14 protein-coding genes and 1 tRNA gene are annotated in these 14,211 nt (G+C 73.1%); 5 read left to right on the forward strand and 10 right to left on the reverse strand.

The genetic code is table 11. The features are described from left to right. Positions 1 to 239 precede the first annotated feature (239 nt). The 4 genes from mshC to ACFYXK_RS30440 form a co-directional block, all read right to left on the reverse strand. Entirely contained in the window at positions 240 to 1,469 is a 1,230-nt protein-coding gene (gene mshC, locus ACFYXK_RS30425) for a cysteine--1-D-myo-inosityl 2-amino-2-deoxy-alpha-D-glucopyranoside ligase (RefSeq protein WP_383518922.1), read from the reverse strand. 110 nt (positions 1,470 to 1,579) lie between these two features. Then, positions 1,580 to 2,446 (reverse strand): SCO1664 family protein, encoded by an 867-nt coding sequence (locus ACFYXK_RS30430; protein WP_389414051.1) that lies wholly within the window; start codon positions 2,444 to 2,446, stop codon positions 1,580 to 1,582. Further along, positions 2,410 to 3,000 (reverse strand): DUF3090 domain-containing protein, encoded by a 591-nt coding sequence (locus ACFYXK_RS30435; RefSeq protein WP_389414052.1) that lies wholly within the window; start codon positions 2,998 to 3,000, stop codon positions 2,410 to 2,412. The genes ACFYXK_RS30430 and ACFYXK_RS30435 overlap by 37 nt, the downstream gene beginning before the upstream one ends. Before the next feature lie 144 nt (positions 3,001 to 3,144). After that, positions 3,145 to 3,882: a histidine phosphatase family protein gene (locus ACFYXK_RS30440; RefSeq protein WP_389414053.1), complete on the reverse strand. Its 738-nt coding sequence runs from the start codon at positions 3,880 to 3,882 to the stop codon at positions 3,145 to 3,147. Positions 3,883 to 3,943: 61 nt separating this feature from the next. Here ACFYXK_RS30440 and ACFYXK_RS30445 point away from each other — a divergent pair, with 61 nt between their 5' ends. After that, entirely contained in the window at positions 3,944 to 4,936 is a 993-nt protein-coding gene (locus ACFYXK_RS30445) for a magnesium and cobalt transport protein CorA (RefSeq protein WP_389414054.1), read from the forward strand. A 26-nt stretch (positions 4,937 to 4,962) separates the two neighbouring features. On the opposite strand, the gene ACFYXK_RS30450 is transcribed toward ACFYXK_RS30445, so the two are convergent. Together ACFYXK_RS30450 and ACFYXK_RS30455 are read right to left on the reverse strand one after the other, a co-directional pair. After that, complete coding sequence (locus ACFYXK_RS30450) at positions 4,963 to 5,751, reverse strand: ferritin-like domain-containing protein (protein ID WP_389414055.1); 789 nt, start codon at positions 5,749 to 5,751, stop codon at positions 4,963 to 4,965. 189 nt (positions 5,752 to 5,940) lie between these two features. Then, the gene (locus ACFYXK_RS30455) at positions 5,941 to 6,990 is read right to left on the reverse strand and encodes an LLM class F420-dependent oxidoreductase (protein WP_389414056.1); all 1,050 of its coding nucleotides are present in this window, start codon (positions 6,988 to 6,990) and stop codon (positions 5,941 to 5,943) included. A gap of 109 nt (positions 6,991 to 7,099) precedes the next feature. Here ACFYXK_RS30455 and ACFYXK_RS30460 point away from each other — a divergent pair, with 109 nt between their 5' ends. Beyond that, positions 7,100 to 8,092 (forward strand): aldo/keto reductase, encoded by a 993-nt coding sequence (locus ACFYXK_RS30460; RefSeq protein WP_389414057.1) that lies wholly within the window; start codon positions 7,100 to 7,102, stop codon positions 8,090 to 8,092. Then, positions 8,089 to 10,251, forward strand: coding sequence for a helix-hairpin-helix domain-containing protein (locus tag ACFYXK_RS30465; protein ID WP_389414058.1), 2,163 nt, complete (start codon positions 8,089 to 8,091; stop codon positions 10,249 to 10,251). The genes ACFYXK_RS30460 and ACFYXK_RS30465 overlap by 4 nt, the downstream gene beginning before the upstream one ends. A gap of 65 nt (positions 10,252 to 10,316) precedes the next feature. Here the strand turns inward: ACFYXK_RS30465 and ACFYXK_RS30470 are convergent, their stop codons facing one another. Then, complete coding sequence (locus tag ACFYXK_RS30470; protein ID WP_389414059.1) at positions 10,317 to 10,991, reverse strand: hypothetical protein; 675 nt, start codon at positions 10,989 to 10,991, stop codon at positions 10,317 to 10,319. Between the two features lie 47 nt (positions 10,992 to 11,038). On the opposite strand from ACFYXK_RS30470, the gene ACFYXK_RS30475 reads away from it, so the two are divergent. After that, the gene (locus ACFYXK_RS30475; protein WP_389414060.1) at positions 11,039 to 11,227 is read left to right on the forward strand and encodes a DUF5703 family protein; all 189 of its coding nucleotides are present in this window, start codon (positions 11,039 to 11,041) and stop codon (positions 11,225 to 11,227) included. Between the two features lie 40 nt (positions 11,228 to 11,267). On the opposite strand, the gene ACFYXK_RS30480 is transcribed toward ACFYXK_RS30475, so the two are convergent. The 3 genes from ACFYXK_RS30480 to ACFYXK_RS30490 all read right to left on the reverse strand — a co-directional run bounded on the left by ACFYXK_RS30480 (position 11,268) and on the right by ACFYXK_RS30490 (position 13,873). Further along, entirely contained in the window at positions 11,268 to 12,086 is an 819-nt protein-coding gene (locus ACFYXK_RS30480; protein WP_389414061.1) for a chaplin family protein, read from the reverse strand. A 98-nt stretch (positions 12,087 to 12,184) separates the two neighbouring features. Continuing rightward, positions 12,185 to 12,418: a chaplin ChpH gene (gene chpH, locus ACFYXK_RS30485; RefSeq protein WP_389414062.1), complete on the reverse strand. Its 234-nt coding sequence runs from the start codon at positions 12,416 to 12,418 to the stop codon at positions 12,185 to 12,187. A gap of 129 nt (positions 12,419 to 12,547) precedes the next feature. Next, positions 12,548 to 13,873: a M20/M25/M40 family metallo-hydrolase gene (locus ACFYXK_RS30490; RefSeq protein WP_030294289.1), complete on the reverse strand. Its 1,326-nt coding sequence runs from the start codon at positions 13,871 to 13,873 to the stop codon at positions 12,548 to 12,550. A gap of 169 nt (positions 13,874 to 14,042) precedes the next feature. Between ACFYXK_RS30490 and ACFYXK_RS30495 the strand changes: the two genes are divergently transcribed. Continuing rightward, positions 14,043 to 14,127 (forward strand) — tRNA-Leu (locus tag ACFYXK_RS30495). The last annotated feature ends 84 nt before the right edge of the window (positions 14,128 to 14,211 follow it).

Genomic DNA, 14,211 nt, shown 5'->3' on the forward strand with positions numbered 1-14,211 from the left:
CGTGCATCGCAAGGCGGAGGGGCGCCCGAGTACTGGACGTACTCGGGCGCCCCGACAACGCGGCGAGGTGCGGTGCCGGGCGGCGCGGGTCAGGCGAGATCCGGAAGAGACGGCCTAGCCGTCCGGGGGCTGCCGCCGCGGGGAGATTCCGCACGCGGCGGCCCCCGGCCCGGCGGCCGGACAGGGCGATGCCCCCGCCCGGGAGGGCGGGGGCATCGGCAGTGCGGCTGCGGGGAGCGTTACAGGGCCACGCCCAGGAGGGCGTCGACCGTGCGGGAGACCAGGCCCGGCGCCGACTCGTCGTCGCCGTCCGAGGCGTTCTGGGCGTCGACCCAGCGGTCCACGGCGGCCAGGGCGGCCGGCGCGTCCAGGTCGTTCGCCAGCGCCTCGCGGACCTCCTCGACGAGCGCGTCCGCCGGCAGGCCGTCCGGCCGGGACACGGCCGCGCGCCAGCGCTCCAGGCGGGCCACCGCCTGCTCGAGGACCTCGTCCGTCCACTCCCAGTCGGCCCGGTAGTGGTGCGAGAGCAGGGCGAGGCGGATCGCCGCCGGGTCCACCCCGGCGCGCCGCAGCGCGGAGACGAAGACCAGGTTGCCCTTCGACTTCGACATCTTCTCGCCGTGCAGCGCGACCATGCCCGCGTGCACGTACGCCTTGGCCATCGGGAACTCGCCCGTCAGCACCTGCGCGTGCGAGGCGCCCATCTCGTGGTGCGGGAACGCCAGGTCGGAGCCCCCGCCCTGGATGTCGAAGCCCATGCCCAGGTGGTCCAGGGCGATGGCGACGCACTCGATGTGCCAGCCGGGCCGGCCGCGGCCCAGGGAGGCGCCCTCCCAGCTCGGCTCGCCCGGACGCGCCGCCATCCACAGCATCGGGTCCAGCGGGTTCTTCTTCCCCGGGCGGTCCGGGTCGCCGCCGCGCTCCGCGGACAGCAGCCGCATCGCCTCGGCGTCCAGGTGGGAGACCTTGCCGAAGTTCACGTCGGACTCGACCGAGAAGTAGACGTCGCCGTCCAGCTCGTACGCCGCGCCGGCGTCCCGCAGCCGCTCCACCAGCGGCACGATGCCCGGTATGGCCTCGACGGCGCCGATGTACTGCTGCGGGGGCAGCATCCGCAGGGCGGTCATGTCCTCGCGGAACAGGGCCGTCTCACGCTCCGCGAGCTCGGTCCAGTCCAGGTTGTCGCGCAGCGCCCGCTCCAGCAGCGGATCGTCCACGTCCGTCACGTTCTGGACGTAGTGGACCTGCCGCTTGGTGTCGAGCCACACGCGTTGCACGAGGTCGAACGCGTTGTAGGTCGCCGCGTGACCGATGTGGGTCGCGTCGTACGGGGTGATGCCGCAGACGTAGATACGGGCGACGGGACCGGGGGCGAGGGTGATCGTCCCCTGGGTCGCGGTGTCGTGGATCTGGAGGTCGCGGCCCTTGCCAGGCAGGGCGGGGACCTCAGAAGCGGGCCAGGCATGCATGTCTCGAGCCTAACCGGACGCCTGTTCCGAAAACGAACCGGACCTGCACTGTTGGCTTGATCAGCACTCTTGCGATCTGGCCGATTCTGTGCGTGCCGGGTGTGGCCGGTTCAGACCGGCGGCCAGGGGATCGCGGGCCACTGCCCGGAGGGCTGCGGGTGCACCCCGGTGCGCAGCAGATGGGCCACCCGGGCGCGTACGGCGGCCAGCTCGACCGGTGTGATCAGCTCGGCCAGCCGGGTGGCGAGCGGCTCCCCGTCGGCCAGCCGGGCGGCCAGGGAGGCGAGCACCTCGCGGGCTTCACCGGTCAGCGGCTCGCCCGCCCAGCCCCACAGCAGGGTCCGCAGCTTGTCCTCGCTGTGGAAGGTCACCCCGTGGTCGATGCCGTAGAGCCGCCCGTCGGGCGCGGGCAGCAGGTGGCCGCCCTTGCGGTCGCCGTTGTTGATCACGGCGTCGAGGACGGCGAGCCGGCGCAGCCGCGGGTCGTCGGCGTGCACGAGCAGCGCGGTGCGGCCCTCTCCGACGTCGGCGAGGGCGACCGGCTTCCAGCCCTCCCCCGCCTCCTCGCCCTCGACGAGGGCCAGCAGGCCGCTCTCGTCCGACTCCTCGGCGTCCGGCGGACCGTCCTCGGCGGGCGCGGACTCGATCCACTGCTGGACCATGCCCTCGCCGTACGGCCCGTCGCGCAGCACGGTCGGCGGCACCAGGCCCCATCCCGTGGCCTCGGACACCAGGTAGGCGGCGACCTCCCGCTGCGCGAGGTTCCCGTCGGGGAAGTCCCACAGCGGGCGCTCCCCCTTGACCGGCTTGTACACGCAGTCGGCGCGGGCGTCCCCGTACGTCACCGTGCACAGCAGCACGGCGTTGGACGCCTCGCGGATCCGGCCGACGACGGTGAGCTCGCCCTTGGCGAGCAGCTCCTCAAGTTCCCCCGTGGCGGTCACGCCTGGCGCCGGTAGCCGTTCTGGCGCGGGCACACGTGGCCCTCGGGGTCCAGCGGCAGGCTGCACAGCGGGCACGGCGGCCGGCCGGCGTTGACCACGTCCAGGGCCCGCTTGGCGAAGGCCCGGGCCTGGGCGCCGGTGAGGCGGACCCGCAGCATCGGCGGGCCGTTCTCCTCGTCCTGGAGCAGCCGCTCCTCCGCCTCGGCGAGATCCTCCTCCGAGTCGGCCTCGAGTTCCACCAGGGCCTGCGCCTCGACGATCATCCGCTGTTCCTCGCCGTCCCAGGCCAGGGCCATGGTGCCGACGCGGAACTCCTCGTCGACCGGGACGTCCAGCGGCGCGGTGTCGGTGGCCTCGGCGGGAGCCACCGCCGGGACCGGGGCATTGCCCCCGGTGCGCCGTACGACCTCGTCCAGCAGCTCGTCCATCCGCTCGGCCAGTGCCGCGACCTGCGTCTTCTCCAGGGAGACGCTGGTGACGCGGGGGCCGGCCGATGCCTGCAGGAAGAACGTACGGCGTCCCGGAAGGCCGACCGTGCCGGCCACGAAGCGGTCCGGCGGATCGTAGAGGAACACCTGACGGGGCACGTCCAGTCTCCAAGTCTCGGCGGCAGGGGCATGGCTGCGCGCGTGTGGCTGCTCTTGTGGCTGTGCTTGTGGCTGTGCTCGCGGAGCGTGCTCGCCCCGCCGTGCTCGTTTATTTGGGCCAGTCCACCCTACTGCGCCGTTCGATCACGCCGCGCCCGCGCCGCCCCCCACGACGGCGTTCCCGCCGTCTTCGGTCGCGCTTTCGAAGGTTTCGGTTTCCGCCGCGGCCGCATCCGGAGCACGGGCCGGGCGCGGGGCGAGGGAGGCGAAGTCCCCGGTGTCGCCGAGCCGGAGCAGGAACGGGCGTGTCGGCGTGTAGCGGACGGCCGTGACCGAGCAGGGGTCCACGTGGATGCGCTGGAAGAGGTCCAGGTGCATGCCCAGGGCGTCCGCGACAAGGGACTTGATGACGTCCCCGTGCGAGCACATGAGGAAGACGGCGTCGCTGCCGTGCTCCTCCTCGATCCGCGCGTTCCACTCCTGTACGGCGTCCACGGCGCGCGCCTGCATCGCGCGCATGGACTCCCCGCCCGGGAAGACGGCCGCCGAGGGGTGCTGTTGGACGATCTTCATCAGCGGTTCGTCGCCCAGCTCCGAGAGCTTGCGGTTCGACCAGTCCCCGTAGTGGCATTCGCCGATCCGGTCGTCGGTGTGCAGCGCCAGCTCCGGGCGCGCGGCGAGCAGCGGGGCGAGGGTCTCCCGGCAGCGCTGCAGCGGGCTGCTGACGGCTGCGGCGAGCGGCACCGCGGCGAGCCGCCCGGGCAGCGCCGCCGCCTGCTCGGCGCCGCGCTCGTCGAGGGCCACTCCCGGGGTCCATCCGGCGAGCAGCCCTGCGGTGTTGGCGGTGGACCGCCCGTGTCGTACGAGGATCAGCGTGGCCATGACGCAAAGCCTAAGTGGCCTCGGGGCCGACCGGGTGCGGCCCGGGCGCGGGCAGGGGAGAATGCCCCTCGTGATTGTCGACTGCGCCATGTACCGGGACGGCCGCCGCTCCCCTGCGCCCGAGGACCTCTCGGACGCCCTCGACGAGGCGCGGGCGAGCGGCGACGCCTTCCTCTGGATCGGCATGTACGAGCCGACGGAGGAGGAGTTCGAGCACGTCAGCCACGAGTTCCGGCTGCACAAGCTGGCGGTGGAGGACGCGCTGACCGCGCACCAGCGCCCCAAGCTCGAGGTGTACGACGACTCGCTGTTCGTCGTCCTCAAGCCGGTGACGTACGACGACGACACCGACACGGTGACCGCCGGCGAGCTGATGCTCTTCATCGGCGACTCCTTCGTCGTCACGGTCCGCCACGGCGAGGGGGCCGCGCTGGCCGCCGTGCGCCACCGGCTGGAGCAGGAGCCGGAGGTCCTGCGGCACGGGCCGACGGCGGTGCTGTACGCGGTGTCCGACGCAGTGGTCGACCACTACATCGAGGTCGCTGCCGAGCTCCAGGCCGACCTGGAGGAGGTGGAGGCCGACGTCTTCGCGCCGACCGCCACGGACACCAAGAACACCGCCGCCCGGATCTACGGGTTCAAGCGGCAGGTGCTGGAGTTCCGCCGGGCGACGAGCCCGCTGCTCCAGCCGATGGACCGCCTCGCCTTCGGGAACGTGCCCTTCGTGCACGAGCACGCCCAGCCGTTCTTCCGCGACGTCGCCGACCACCTGACGAAGGCGAGCGAGTACATCGAGGGCCTGGACCGGCTGCTGTCGGACGCGCTGGCCGCGCACCTGGCGCAGATGGGTGTCCGGCAGAACGACGACATGCGCAAGATCTCGGCCTGGGCGGCGATGGCGGCCGTCCCGACGATGGTGGCGGGGATCTACGGGATGAACTTCGATCACATGTGGGAGCTGCGCCAGCCCTGGGGCTACCCGCTGGTGCTCCTGGTGATGGTGGGCGTCTGTCTCGGCCTGCACCGCATGTTCAAGACCCGCGGCTGGCTGTAGCCGCCGCCGACGGCTGCAGGCGACCGCTAGACGAGCTCGGGTGCGCCGACCGGTACGCCGCCCAGCGCGCCCAGCCGCTCCGGCGGGCTCAGGCTGATCATCCGGTGCCAGCCGGCGAACCGCTCGTACGCGTACAGGCCGCGGATCCCGGCGGCCAGCGCGGCCGCCTTGGGCGCGGGCCAGCGCAGCAGCCGGCCCATGTGGGCCATGACGGCGAGGCTCACGTCCCGGTAGATGGAGATCTCGGCGAGGGCGCTCTCGCGCAGCACCTGCTGGATGGTCCGGCCGTGCCCCTCGCGCACGAGGCGGAGCAGCTCCTCGTGGCAGTAGGCGAGGTGATTCTCCTCGTCGTGGCTGATCATGCGGACGGCCTTGCCGACCTCGGGGTGGTCCCCGAACTGCCGGACGAGCATGACCATCTGGTCGGCGGCGCGCTGTTCGGTGACCCGGCTGTGCGAGAGGTAGACGACGATGTCGCGCTCGGTCAGCTGCTCCGCCCGGCGCAGCTTCTCGTGCGCGAGGCCGATGCCGCGCCGCTCCAGGAGCATCGTGTAGTCGGTCTCGGGCGGCACGGGGACGGGCGGCAGGCCGCGCTTGCGCAGCAGGGCCTGGAAGATCCGGCCGTGCTTGTCCTCGTCGGCGCCGTGCCGGACGATCTTGGGCGCCAGCTCGCGCATGCTGTCGGGCACCAGGGCCGCGATCCGGGCGTTCTCCCAGCCCCCCTGGGACTCCCCGCTGGCGGCGATGGAGCAGAACAGCTGGAACGAGTCGTCGTTGTCGACGATCTCCTGGAACAGGCTGCGGGCAGAGAGCATGCATCGAGTCAACGGCCGATCCGGGGACCGGGCAACCGTGGGGTCCCACTGATCGGCCGAATGAACGATGAGAAGGGGTGGGGGCGCGGGCGTAACCCGCAGGGTGCCGCCCGCGTTGTTGACTGTGTCGGCCGTGGCGGGGAAGACCCCCGAGCCCCCACCACGGCCGCAGGGCCCGTGCTCGACGCCTTATGCCAGGCCGGCGCGCTCCATGGCCTCCGTACCCGCCCGCAGGGCGGTGATCCGCTCGTCCAGGGTGAAACCGGCCGGGGCGAGCGTGAGGGTGGTGACCCCGGCCTCGGCGTAGGCCCGCATCCCGTCCGCGATCCGCTCGACGGAGCCGAGCAGGGTCGTGGAGTCGATCAGCGAGTGCGGGACCGCCTCGGCGGCGCCCGTCTTGTCGCCCGCCAGGTACTTGTCCTGGATCTCGGCGGCTTCCTTCTCGTAGCCCATGCGCTGGGCCAGCTGGTTGTAGAAGTTCTGCTTCCGGCTGCCCATGCCGCCGACGTACAGGGCCGTGTACGGGCGGAACATGTCGGCGAGGGCGGTCACGTCGTCGCCGACGGCCAGCGGCACGGTCGGGCAGACGTCGAAGCCCTCCATGCTCAGCCCGGCCTTCTCGCGGCCCGCCCGGATGTGGGTGAGCGCGGTGGCCTCCAGGTGCTCGGCGGCCGGGAAGATGAGCAGGGCGCCGTCGGCGATCTCGCCGGTCTGCTCCAGGTTCTTCGGCCCGATGGCCGCGATGTAGAGCGGGATGTGCTCGCGCTCCGGGTGCACGGTGAGCTTGATCGGCTTGCCGGGGCCGCCGGGCAGCGGCAGCGTCCAGTGCTCGCCCTCGTAGCTGAGGCGCTCACGGGTCATCGCCTTGCGGACGATCTCCACGTACTCCCGGGTGCGGGCGAGCGGCTTGTCGAACTTGACGCCGTACCAGCCCTCGGAGACCTGCGGGCCGGAGACACCGAGGCCGAGCCGGAAGCGGCCCTTGGTCAGGGAGTCGAGGGTGGCGGCCGTCATGGCGGTCATCGCGGGCTGGCGAGCCGGGATCTGCAGGATCGCGGAGCCGACGTCGATGCGCTCGGTCTGGGCGGCGACCCAGGCGAGCACGGTCGGGGCGTCGGAGCCGTAGGCCTCCGCGGCCCAGCAGACGTCGTAGCCGAGGCGGTCCGCCTCCTGGGCCACGGCCAGGTTGTCGGCGTCCATGCCAGCGCCCCAGTAGCCGAGATTGATGCCGAGCCGCATGTGTCGTCCCCTTACGGTGTTGCCGGTTTACCGATCAGTAACGTACGTCTGCCGCGGACTGTAGCGCGCCAGGGCCCCTCGCGTCAGCGCCCCAGTAGTCTCAGCGCTCATGGAGCAGAGGCATCTCGGCCGCACCGGACTGCGCGTGTCCCGGATCGGCCTCGGCACCCTGACCTGGGGCCGTTCCGCGGAGGGACCGGACGAGTCGGGCGCTGCCGAGCAGTTGAAGACGTTCTGGGAGGCGGGCGGCACGCTCGTCGACACCGCCGACGTGTACGGAGGCGGTGAGGCGGAGTACCTCCTGGGGCAGCTGGTGGGCGGGCTGGTCCCCCGCCAGGACCTGGTGATCGCCACCAAGTCCGGCTCCGTACGGGACCCGGACCGCAGGTTCGACGGATCGCGCGGCCATCTGCTGTCGGCGCTGGACGACTCGCTGGCCCGCCTGGGCACCGACTACGTGGACCTCTGGCAGGTCCACGCCTTCGACCCGGGGACCCCCCTGGAGGAGACCCTCCAGGCGCTGGACCTGGCGGTGAGCAGCGGCCGGGCCAGGTATGCGGGGGTGTCCAACTTCAGCGGCTGGCAGCTGGCGAAGGCGGCGACCTGGCAGCTCGCCGCCCCGGGGGTGCGGACGCGACTGGCGTCGACACAGATGGAGTACTCCCTCCTCCAGCGGGGCGTGGAGCGCGAGGTCCTCCCGGCGGCGCTGGACCTCGGCGTCGGGCTGCTGCCGTCCTCCCCGCTGGGCCGCGGCGTCCTGACGGGCAAGTACCGGGACGGCACCCCTGCGGACTCGCGGGGGGCCTCGCCGACCATGGCGGGCTTCGTGGACCCTTACCTGGACGACATGGCCTGCGGCATCGTGGACGCGGTGGCGACGGCGGCCCAGGGCCTGGCCGTGACCCCGCTCCAGGTGGCCCTGGCGTGGATCCGCGACCGGCCGGGGGTGGTCGCCCCCGTCGTCGGCGCGCGGACGTCCGCGCAGCTCAGCGAGGCGTTGTCGGTGGAGCCCCTTACTCTTCCCGAGGAGATCTGCCGGGCGCTGGACGATGTGTCGGCGCCCGTGCACCGCTACCCCGACCACGACTGGAGCACGCTGTGAGCACGGACCGCCGACCCGCATCCGCGGAGGACCCGGCCGCCCCCGGCCCCCGTCCCCAGGCGGCCACCCCCACCGAGCCGCCGCAGCCCGCCGACGGCGCGGCCGGCTCCGGAGAAGCGGAGGCCGGGCCGACGGCCGGGGACCCTCAGCAGGACACCGCGGCCCGGCCGGAGGCCGACGGCGGCCCCGCCGAAGCGGGCGCCGCCGCCGAGAAGGGCGAGGCCGCGCCCGTGCTCAGCGAGGCCGAGGCCGAGTTGGCCGCGCAGAAGATCGAGCGGGAGCGCATCGCCCGCCGCAAGGCGGAGCGGCAGGGCCCCGTGGACGCGGGAGCCAAGCTCAGCGGGAAGGCCGCCGATCTGCTGGCCGCCGTACGGGCCGTGGAGAGCGGGGAGAAGCCCTCCCCGGTGTACTTCGACGAGGCCCCGACCGCGCCCCGCAGGCCCGCGGCCCCCGCCGCGCAACCGGCCCCCCGGCCCACGCCCACGCCCCCGGCCCCCACCGCCGCCGGCATCGAGGGCGTGCGCACCGTACTGGCCCGCGGCGGCGCCCCCGAGGCGCTGGCCGGACCGGCCGCCACCGCCCTCGGCGAGGACGCCGCGGAGCAGCTCGCCCACGACCCCTGGCTGCTCCTGGCGGTCGCCGGCGTCCGTCCCGCCCAGGCCGACGGCTTCGCCCGGGCCCTGCTCGGCCCCGAGGCCGGTCCCGGTGACGAGCGGCGTGCCGCCGCCCTCGTGGGCTGGCTGCTGGAGCAGGCCGCGCTCAAGGGGCACACCGCCCTGGAGGCCCCCACCCTGGAATCCGCCCTCTCCCGGTACGGCGTCCCCGACCCCGCCGCGTCCGTGGAGCAGGCCATCGGCGAGGGCACCGTCCTGGTCTTCCACGAACCGCTCGGCCCGCCCGTCGCCGAGGGCGAGGAGCAGCCCGTACGCGTCCTCGTCGGCCTCGAGGGGTACGCGCTCGCCGAGGAGAGCCTGGCCGACGGCCTGGCGCGGCTGGCCAGCACGTTCAACGACCCGGCGGACTGGGAGAAGGCCGCCGCCGGCCCCGGCGCCGACCTGATCCGTGCCGTCTCCGGCCACGGCCTGGTCGCCCACACCGGCGGCGAGGCCGCCCGCGCCGAGCCGCTGGCCCTGTCGGCGGCCGCCCGCGACCTGGGGCTGCGCGTCTGCCTGGCCGCGCACACCCCCGCGCAGGGCGCCGTCACCGTGGCCGGGCTGCTCGCCGGCACGGAGGGGCCCGGGCGGGACGCGGACGGGCAGTTCGCGCTGGACCTGCTCGTGGTCCTCGACGCCCCGCAGCTGGACGTGGAGACCGCCGCCGCGCTCGTCGAGTCCGTCCCCGACGGGGCCCGGCTGGTGCTGTCCGGGGACCCCGGGGTGCTCGGCTCCGCCGGGCCCGGGCGGGTGTTCGGCGATGTGCTGGTGGCCCGCGCCTGCCCGCAGGTGGTCTCGCGCACCCCCGACCCGGGCCCGGTCGGCGAGCTGGTCTCCGGCGTCGGGATCGGGGAGCTCAACCAGGTCGACGCCCCCGGCAAGGAAGTCGTCATCGTCCCGGTGCAGGATGCCGGGGAGGCCGTCCACCGCACCGTGCAGTTGGTGGCCGAGTCGGTGCCGCGCGCCTTCGGGATCCCTGCGGACGCCGTCCAGGTGATCACCCCGGGGCACGGCGGCTCTGCGGGCACGAGGGCGCTGAACGCGGCCCTGAAGGAGCGGCTGAACCCGGGCCCGGGCCGGTTCGGCGGCTTCGACCCCGGCGACCGCGTGGTGCACGTGCCCTCGCCCGGGCGGGCCGTGCCGGCCCGGGTGGTGTCGGCCGATGCGCAGGGACTGCACCTGGACGCCGCGGGCGCGCAGGTCGTCGTACCGAAGGAACAGGTGGAGTCGCAGGTGCGGCACGGCTGGGCGGTGACGGCGCACCAGGCCGTCGGCGCCCGCTGGCCGGCCGTGGTCGTCGTCCTGCCCGGTGACGCGGCCCAGGCCCTGTCCCGGGACTGGGTGTACACGGCGTTCGGGCGGGCGGAGCGGCATCTGTCCGTGGTGCACGGCGTCGACCAGGCACTGCCGCGCGCGGTCGCGGAGGTGCTGCCGAAGCCGCGTACGACCCGGCTGACCGGCCTGCTGCGCGCCCTCTCGGCCGCGGCGCAGGACCAGCCGGAGTAACGGGCACGCACCGCGGCCCCCGCCCTGTTCGGGACGGGGGCCGCGGTGTCGTGTGCGGGCCGGGCTCAGGCGGGCGCCAGGCCTGGCTGCGGCGCCTGGCCGCCCGCTTCCTCCGCGCCCTCCTCGTCGTCGAAATCGTCGGCTTCCTCGTCGAAGACGGAGCTGACGTCGAACCGGTGCAGTACGTCCTGGGGATCGGTGTGCCCGAAGGGCGAGCCCAGCCACTCCCCCGGTTCCGGGGCGTCCTCCGAGGCCGCGATCCAGAGCGTGGAGTCCCCCTCCTCCAGGCCGAACTCCTTGTAGCGGGAGGCGATCTCGTCGGGCTCGTACTCCCCGAAGAGCACGCCCAGCGCACCTGCCGTGCCGCCGTCGAAGGCGAGCTCGGCTTCCCGGTCGTGCGCGGCGACCCGCTCGGCCTGGGCGATCAGCCTCGGCGGTTCGACGACGGCGTAGTCACGGCGGATGAGCACGCTGAAGGCGGCGGGCTCGGCGGGCCCGGTGTACGGGACACCGTCCTCCGGCGAGGGGATCTCGAAGGGGGTGACCTCGTCGTACCGGTCGTAGAGGAGTTCGTCGTACTCCTCGGCAGCGGCGGCGAGTTCGTTGAAAGCGGCGTAGACGGCCGGGTCCTCGTCCCCGATCCTGCTCTCGACCGCGGCGAGGTGACGGTCGAGCGCGGCCTTGACCGCCTCGGCGGCGGCGCGTACCTCGGCAACACTGGGCAGAGCGGCATCAGACATAGTGCAGACGCTATCCGTAGCAGGGCTCTGCCCGCACAATAGATGCGATGCCGGAATACGAATTTGTCGACGTGTACGTGCCCCGCGGTGTGCCCCGCAAGGAGGCGACCCGCCTGCTCACCGACCATGCCGAGTACGGGAACTGGGAACTCGACCGGCTCACCCTGTATCGGGACGGCAGCCGTCGTGTGCGGCTGCGCCGCCGGATCATCCGTCAGGTCCGCGCCACCTGGTGACGCGGACCCCGTGACGGGGCCCGCGTCGTGAAGGCGCCCGTCAGGCCGCGTTGCGGGCGCGGCGGTAGAGCACGGCACCGGCCAGCAGCGTGCCGGCGGCGAGCGGGAGGCCCACGCCGAGGACGTCTCCTGCGCCGGTGGCGGCGAGCCCCGCATGCTGAGCGGGCGCGATCCCGATCCCCGTTCCCTGGCCGGGGTGGATGCCGGGCGTGACACTGCCGGAACCGGGGCCGGTGGGACCGCCGGGCATGCCGGGCGTACCCGGAGTGCCGGGGTTGCCGGGCGTGCCCGGCTGACCGGGATGGCCGGGCGTGCCCGGGTTACCGGGATGGCCGGGCGTGCCCGGGTTACCGGGCTGGCCGGGAGTTCCGGGGTTGCCCGGCTGGCCGGGATTGCCGGGAGTTCCGGGGTTGCCGGGCTGGCCGGGAGTGCCCGGGTGTCCGGGTTGGCCGGGCGTGCCCGGGTTGCCGGGCTGGCCGGGGGTCCCGGGCGTGCCCGGGTGTCCGGGGTGGCCCGGGTGGCTCGGTTCGTCCTCGTCGCACGGCTCGTCCGGCTCCTCGGGCTCGCCCGGGTGGCCGGGATTGCCCGGGTGTCCCGGATGCCCCGGGTGGTGGTCCGGGATGGCCGAGTCGTTCGAACAGCGGTTCCCGAAGGCCGGGTTCAGCAGCCCCACGACCGAGACGGTGTTGCCGCAGGCGTTCACCGGAGCATCCACGGGTGCCTGGACGGTGTTCCCGGACAGCAGGCCCGGAGAGTTCGCGGTATGGCCGGACGCGCCGGAGTCCGCGTGTGCGTAGCCCCCACCCAGCGCGAGCACACCCCCCGCGGCCGCCATGGTGATCAGGACTTTGCGTCGCATGTGTTGTCATCCCCCTGCTGTGTACGAACAGCCGGGCCCTGAAGCCCGGCGGCCCCGGAGCGCTGGAATGCGCTCCGGGGCCCAAGACTTCAGACGCGTCAGGCGTTGACGCAGGTGTTGCCGAAGGCCGGGTTCAGCAGGCCGACCACGTTGACGGTGTTACCGCAAACGTTCACGGGCACGTGAACCGGGACCTGGACGACGTTGCCGGACAGGACACCGGGGGACCCGATGGCCGCACCCTGGGCACCCGCGTCGGCCTGGGCCAGGCCCGCACCCGCGAGAACCAGACCACCGGTGGCAGCCGCAGCGGCGACAACCTTCTTGAACATTGTTCCTCCTAGTTGGCAATGCGGTCCCAGCCGCGGACCGCACCACCTGTAACGAGGAGGCATCACCAGGGCTACGAGCGTATGAGTGCATTCACTCTTCTCAGTGGAAAACGCACACCTTCCCGATTCTCAGCAGTTGTCGATGAATCGGTCCAGCACGCGCACGCCGAACTTCAGCCCGTCCACCGGCACCCGCTCGTCCACGCCGTGGAACATCCCGGCGAAGTCCAGCTCCGGCGGCAGCTGCAGCGGGGCGAAGCCGAAGCAGCGGATGCCGAGGTCGTCGAAGGACTTGGCGTCCGTGCCGCCCGACAGCATGTACGGGACCGCCCGCGCGATCGGGTCCTCGGCCTTGAGGGCGCCCTGCATGGCGTCGACGAGCTTCCCGTCGAAGTCCGTCTCGAGGGCCTTGTCCCCGTGCACGTCCTCCCGCTTGACGCGCGGACCGAGGATCCGGTCGAGGTCGGCGAAGAACTCGTCCTCGTAGCCGGGCAGGAAGCGGCCGTCGACGTGCGCGGTGGCCTGGCCGGGGATGACGTTGACCTTGTAGCCGGCGCCGAGCATGGTCGGGGCGGCCGAGTTGCGCAGCGTCGCGCCGACCATCTTGGCGATGCCGCCGAGCTTGGCCAGGGTCGCGTCCATGTCGTCCGGGTCGAGCGGCGTGCCGAGCGCGTCGGAGAGCTCGTCCAGGAAGCTCCGTACGGTCTTGGTGACCCTCACCGGCCACTGGTGGCGGCCGAGCCGGCCCACGGCCTCGCAGAGCTCCGTGATGGCGTTGTCGTTGTTCGTCATGGAGCCGTGCCCCGCGGTGCCGTCCACCGTGAGCCGCATCCAGTGCATGCCCTTCTGGGCGGTCTCCACCAGGTACAGCCGCAGGTTCTCGTTGACCGTGAACGAGAAGCCGCCGACCTCGCCGATCGCCTCGGTGACCCCCTCGAACAGCCCGGGGTGCTTGTCCACGAGGTGCCGGGCGCCGTACACGCCGCCCGCCTCCTCGTCGGCGAGGAAGGCCAGCACGATGTCCCGCGGGGGTTTGCGGCCGCTGCGCAGCCGGTCGCGTACGACCGCCAGCGTCATCGCGTCCATGTCCTTCATGTCGACGGCGCCGCGGCCCCACACGCAGCCGTCGGCGATCTCGCCCGCGAAGGGGTCGTAGGTCCAGTCGGCCGCGTTCGCCGGCACGACGTCGGTGTGCCCGTGGATCAGCAGCGCCGGCCTCGACGGGTCCTCCCCCTCGATGCGCGCGACGGTCGAGGCGCGCCCCTTGTGGGACTCGAAGATCTGCGGCTCCAGCCCGACCTCGGCGAGCTTCTCCGCGACCCACTCGGCCGCCTTGCGCTCGCCGGGGCCGGAGTGGTCTCCGTAGTTGCTGGTGTCGATCCGGATGAGGTCCCGGCAGAGGTCGACGACCTCGTCCTCGCCGGAAACGGTCCTGCCCGCGCTCGACTCGCTCACGCTGCTTCCTCCCACTGATCGGTGCCGACTGCCTCCCCATCCTCGCGCGTGGGACGGCGCTCCCCAAGGGCGATCCCCGGCCGTCGGGGGGTGTGATCGGGGACCCCGGAATGTTTGGTAATGTTTTCCACGTCGGAACGGCCCGCGAGGGACGCGAGACAGACACCTTGTCCGGGTGGCGGAATGGCAGACGCGCTAGCTTGAGGTGCTAGTGCCCTTTATCGGGCGTGGGGGTTCAAGTCCCCCCTCGGACACACAGAGCGAGAACCCCACTTCGGTGGGGTTCTTCGCGTTTGCGGCGTTCGCCGCATTCGTTCGCCCCGTTCCCGGGCCGGGCT

Origin of the sequence: Streptomyces sp. NPDC002209 (genome assembly GCF_042890265.1) — a bacterium.
Classification (GTDB): domain Bacteria; phylum Actinomycetota; class Actinomycetes; order Streptomycetales; family Streptomycetaceae; genus Streptomyces.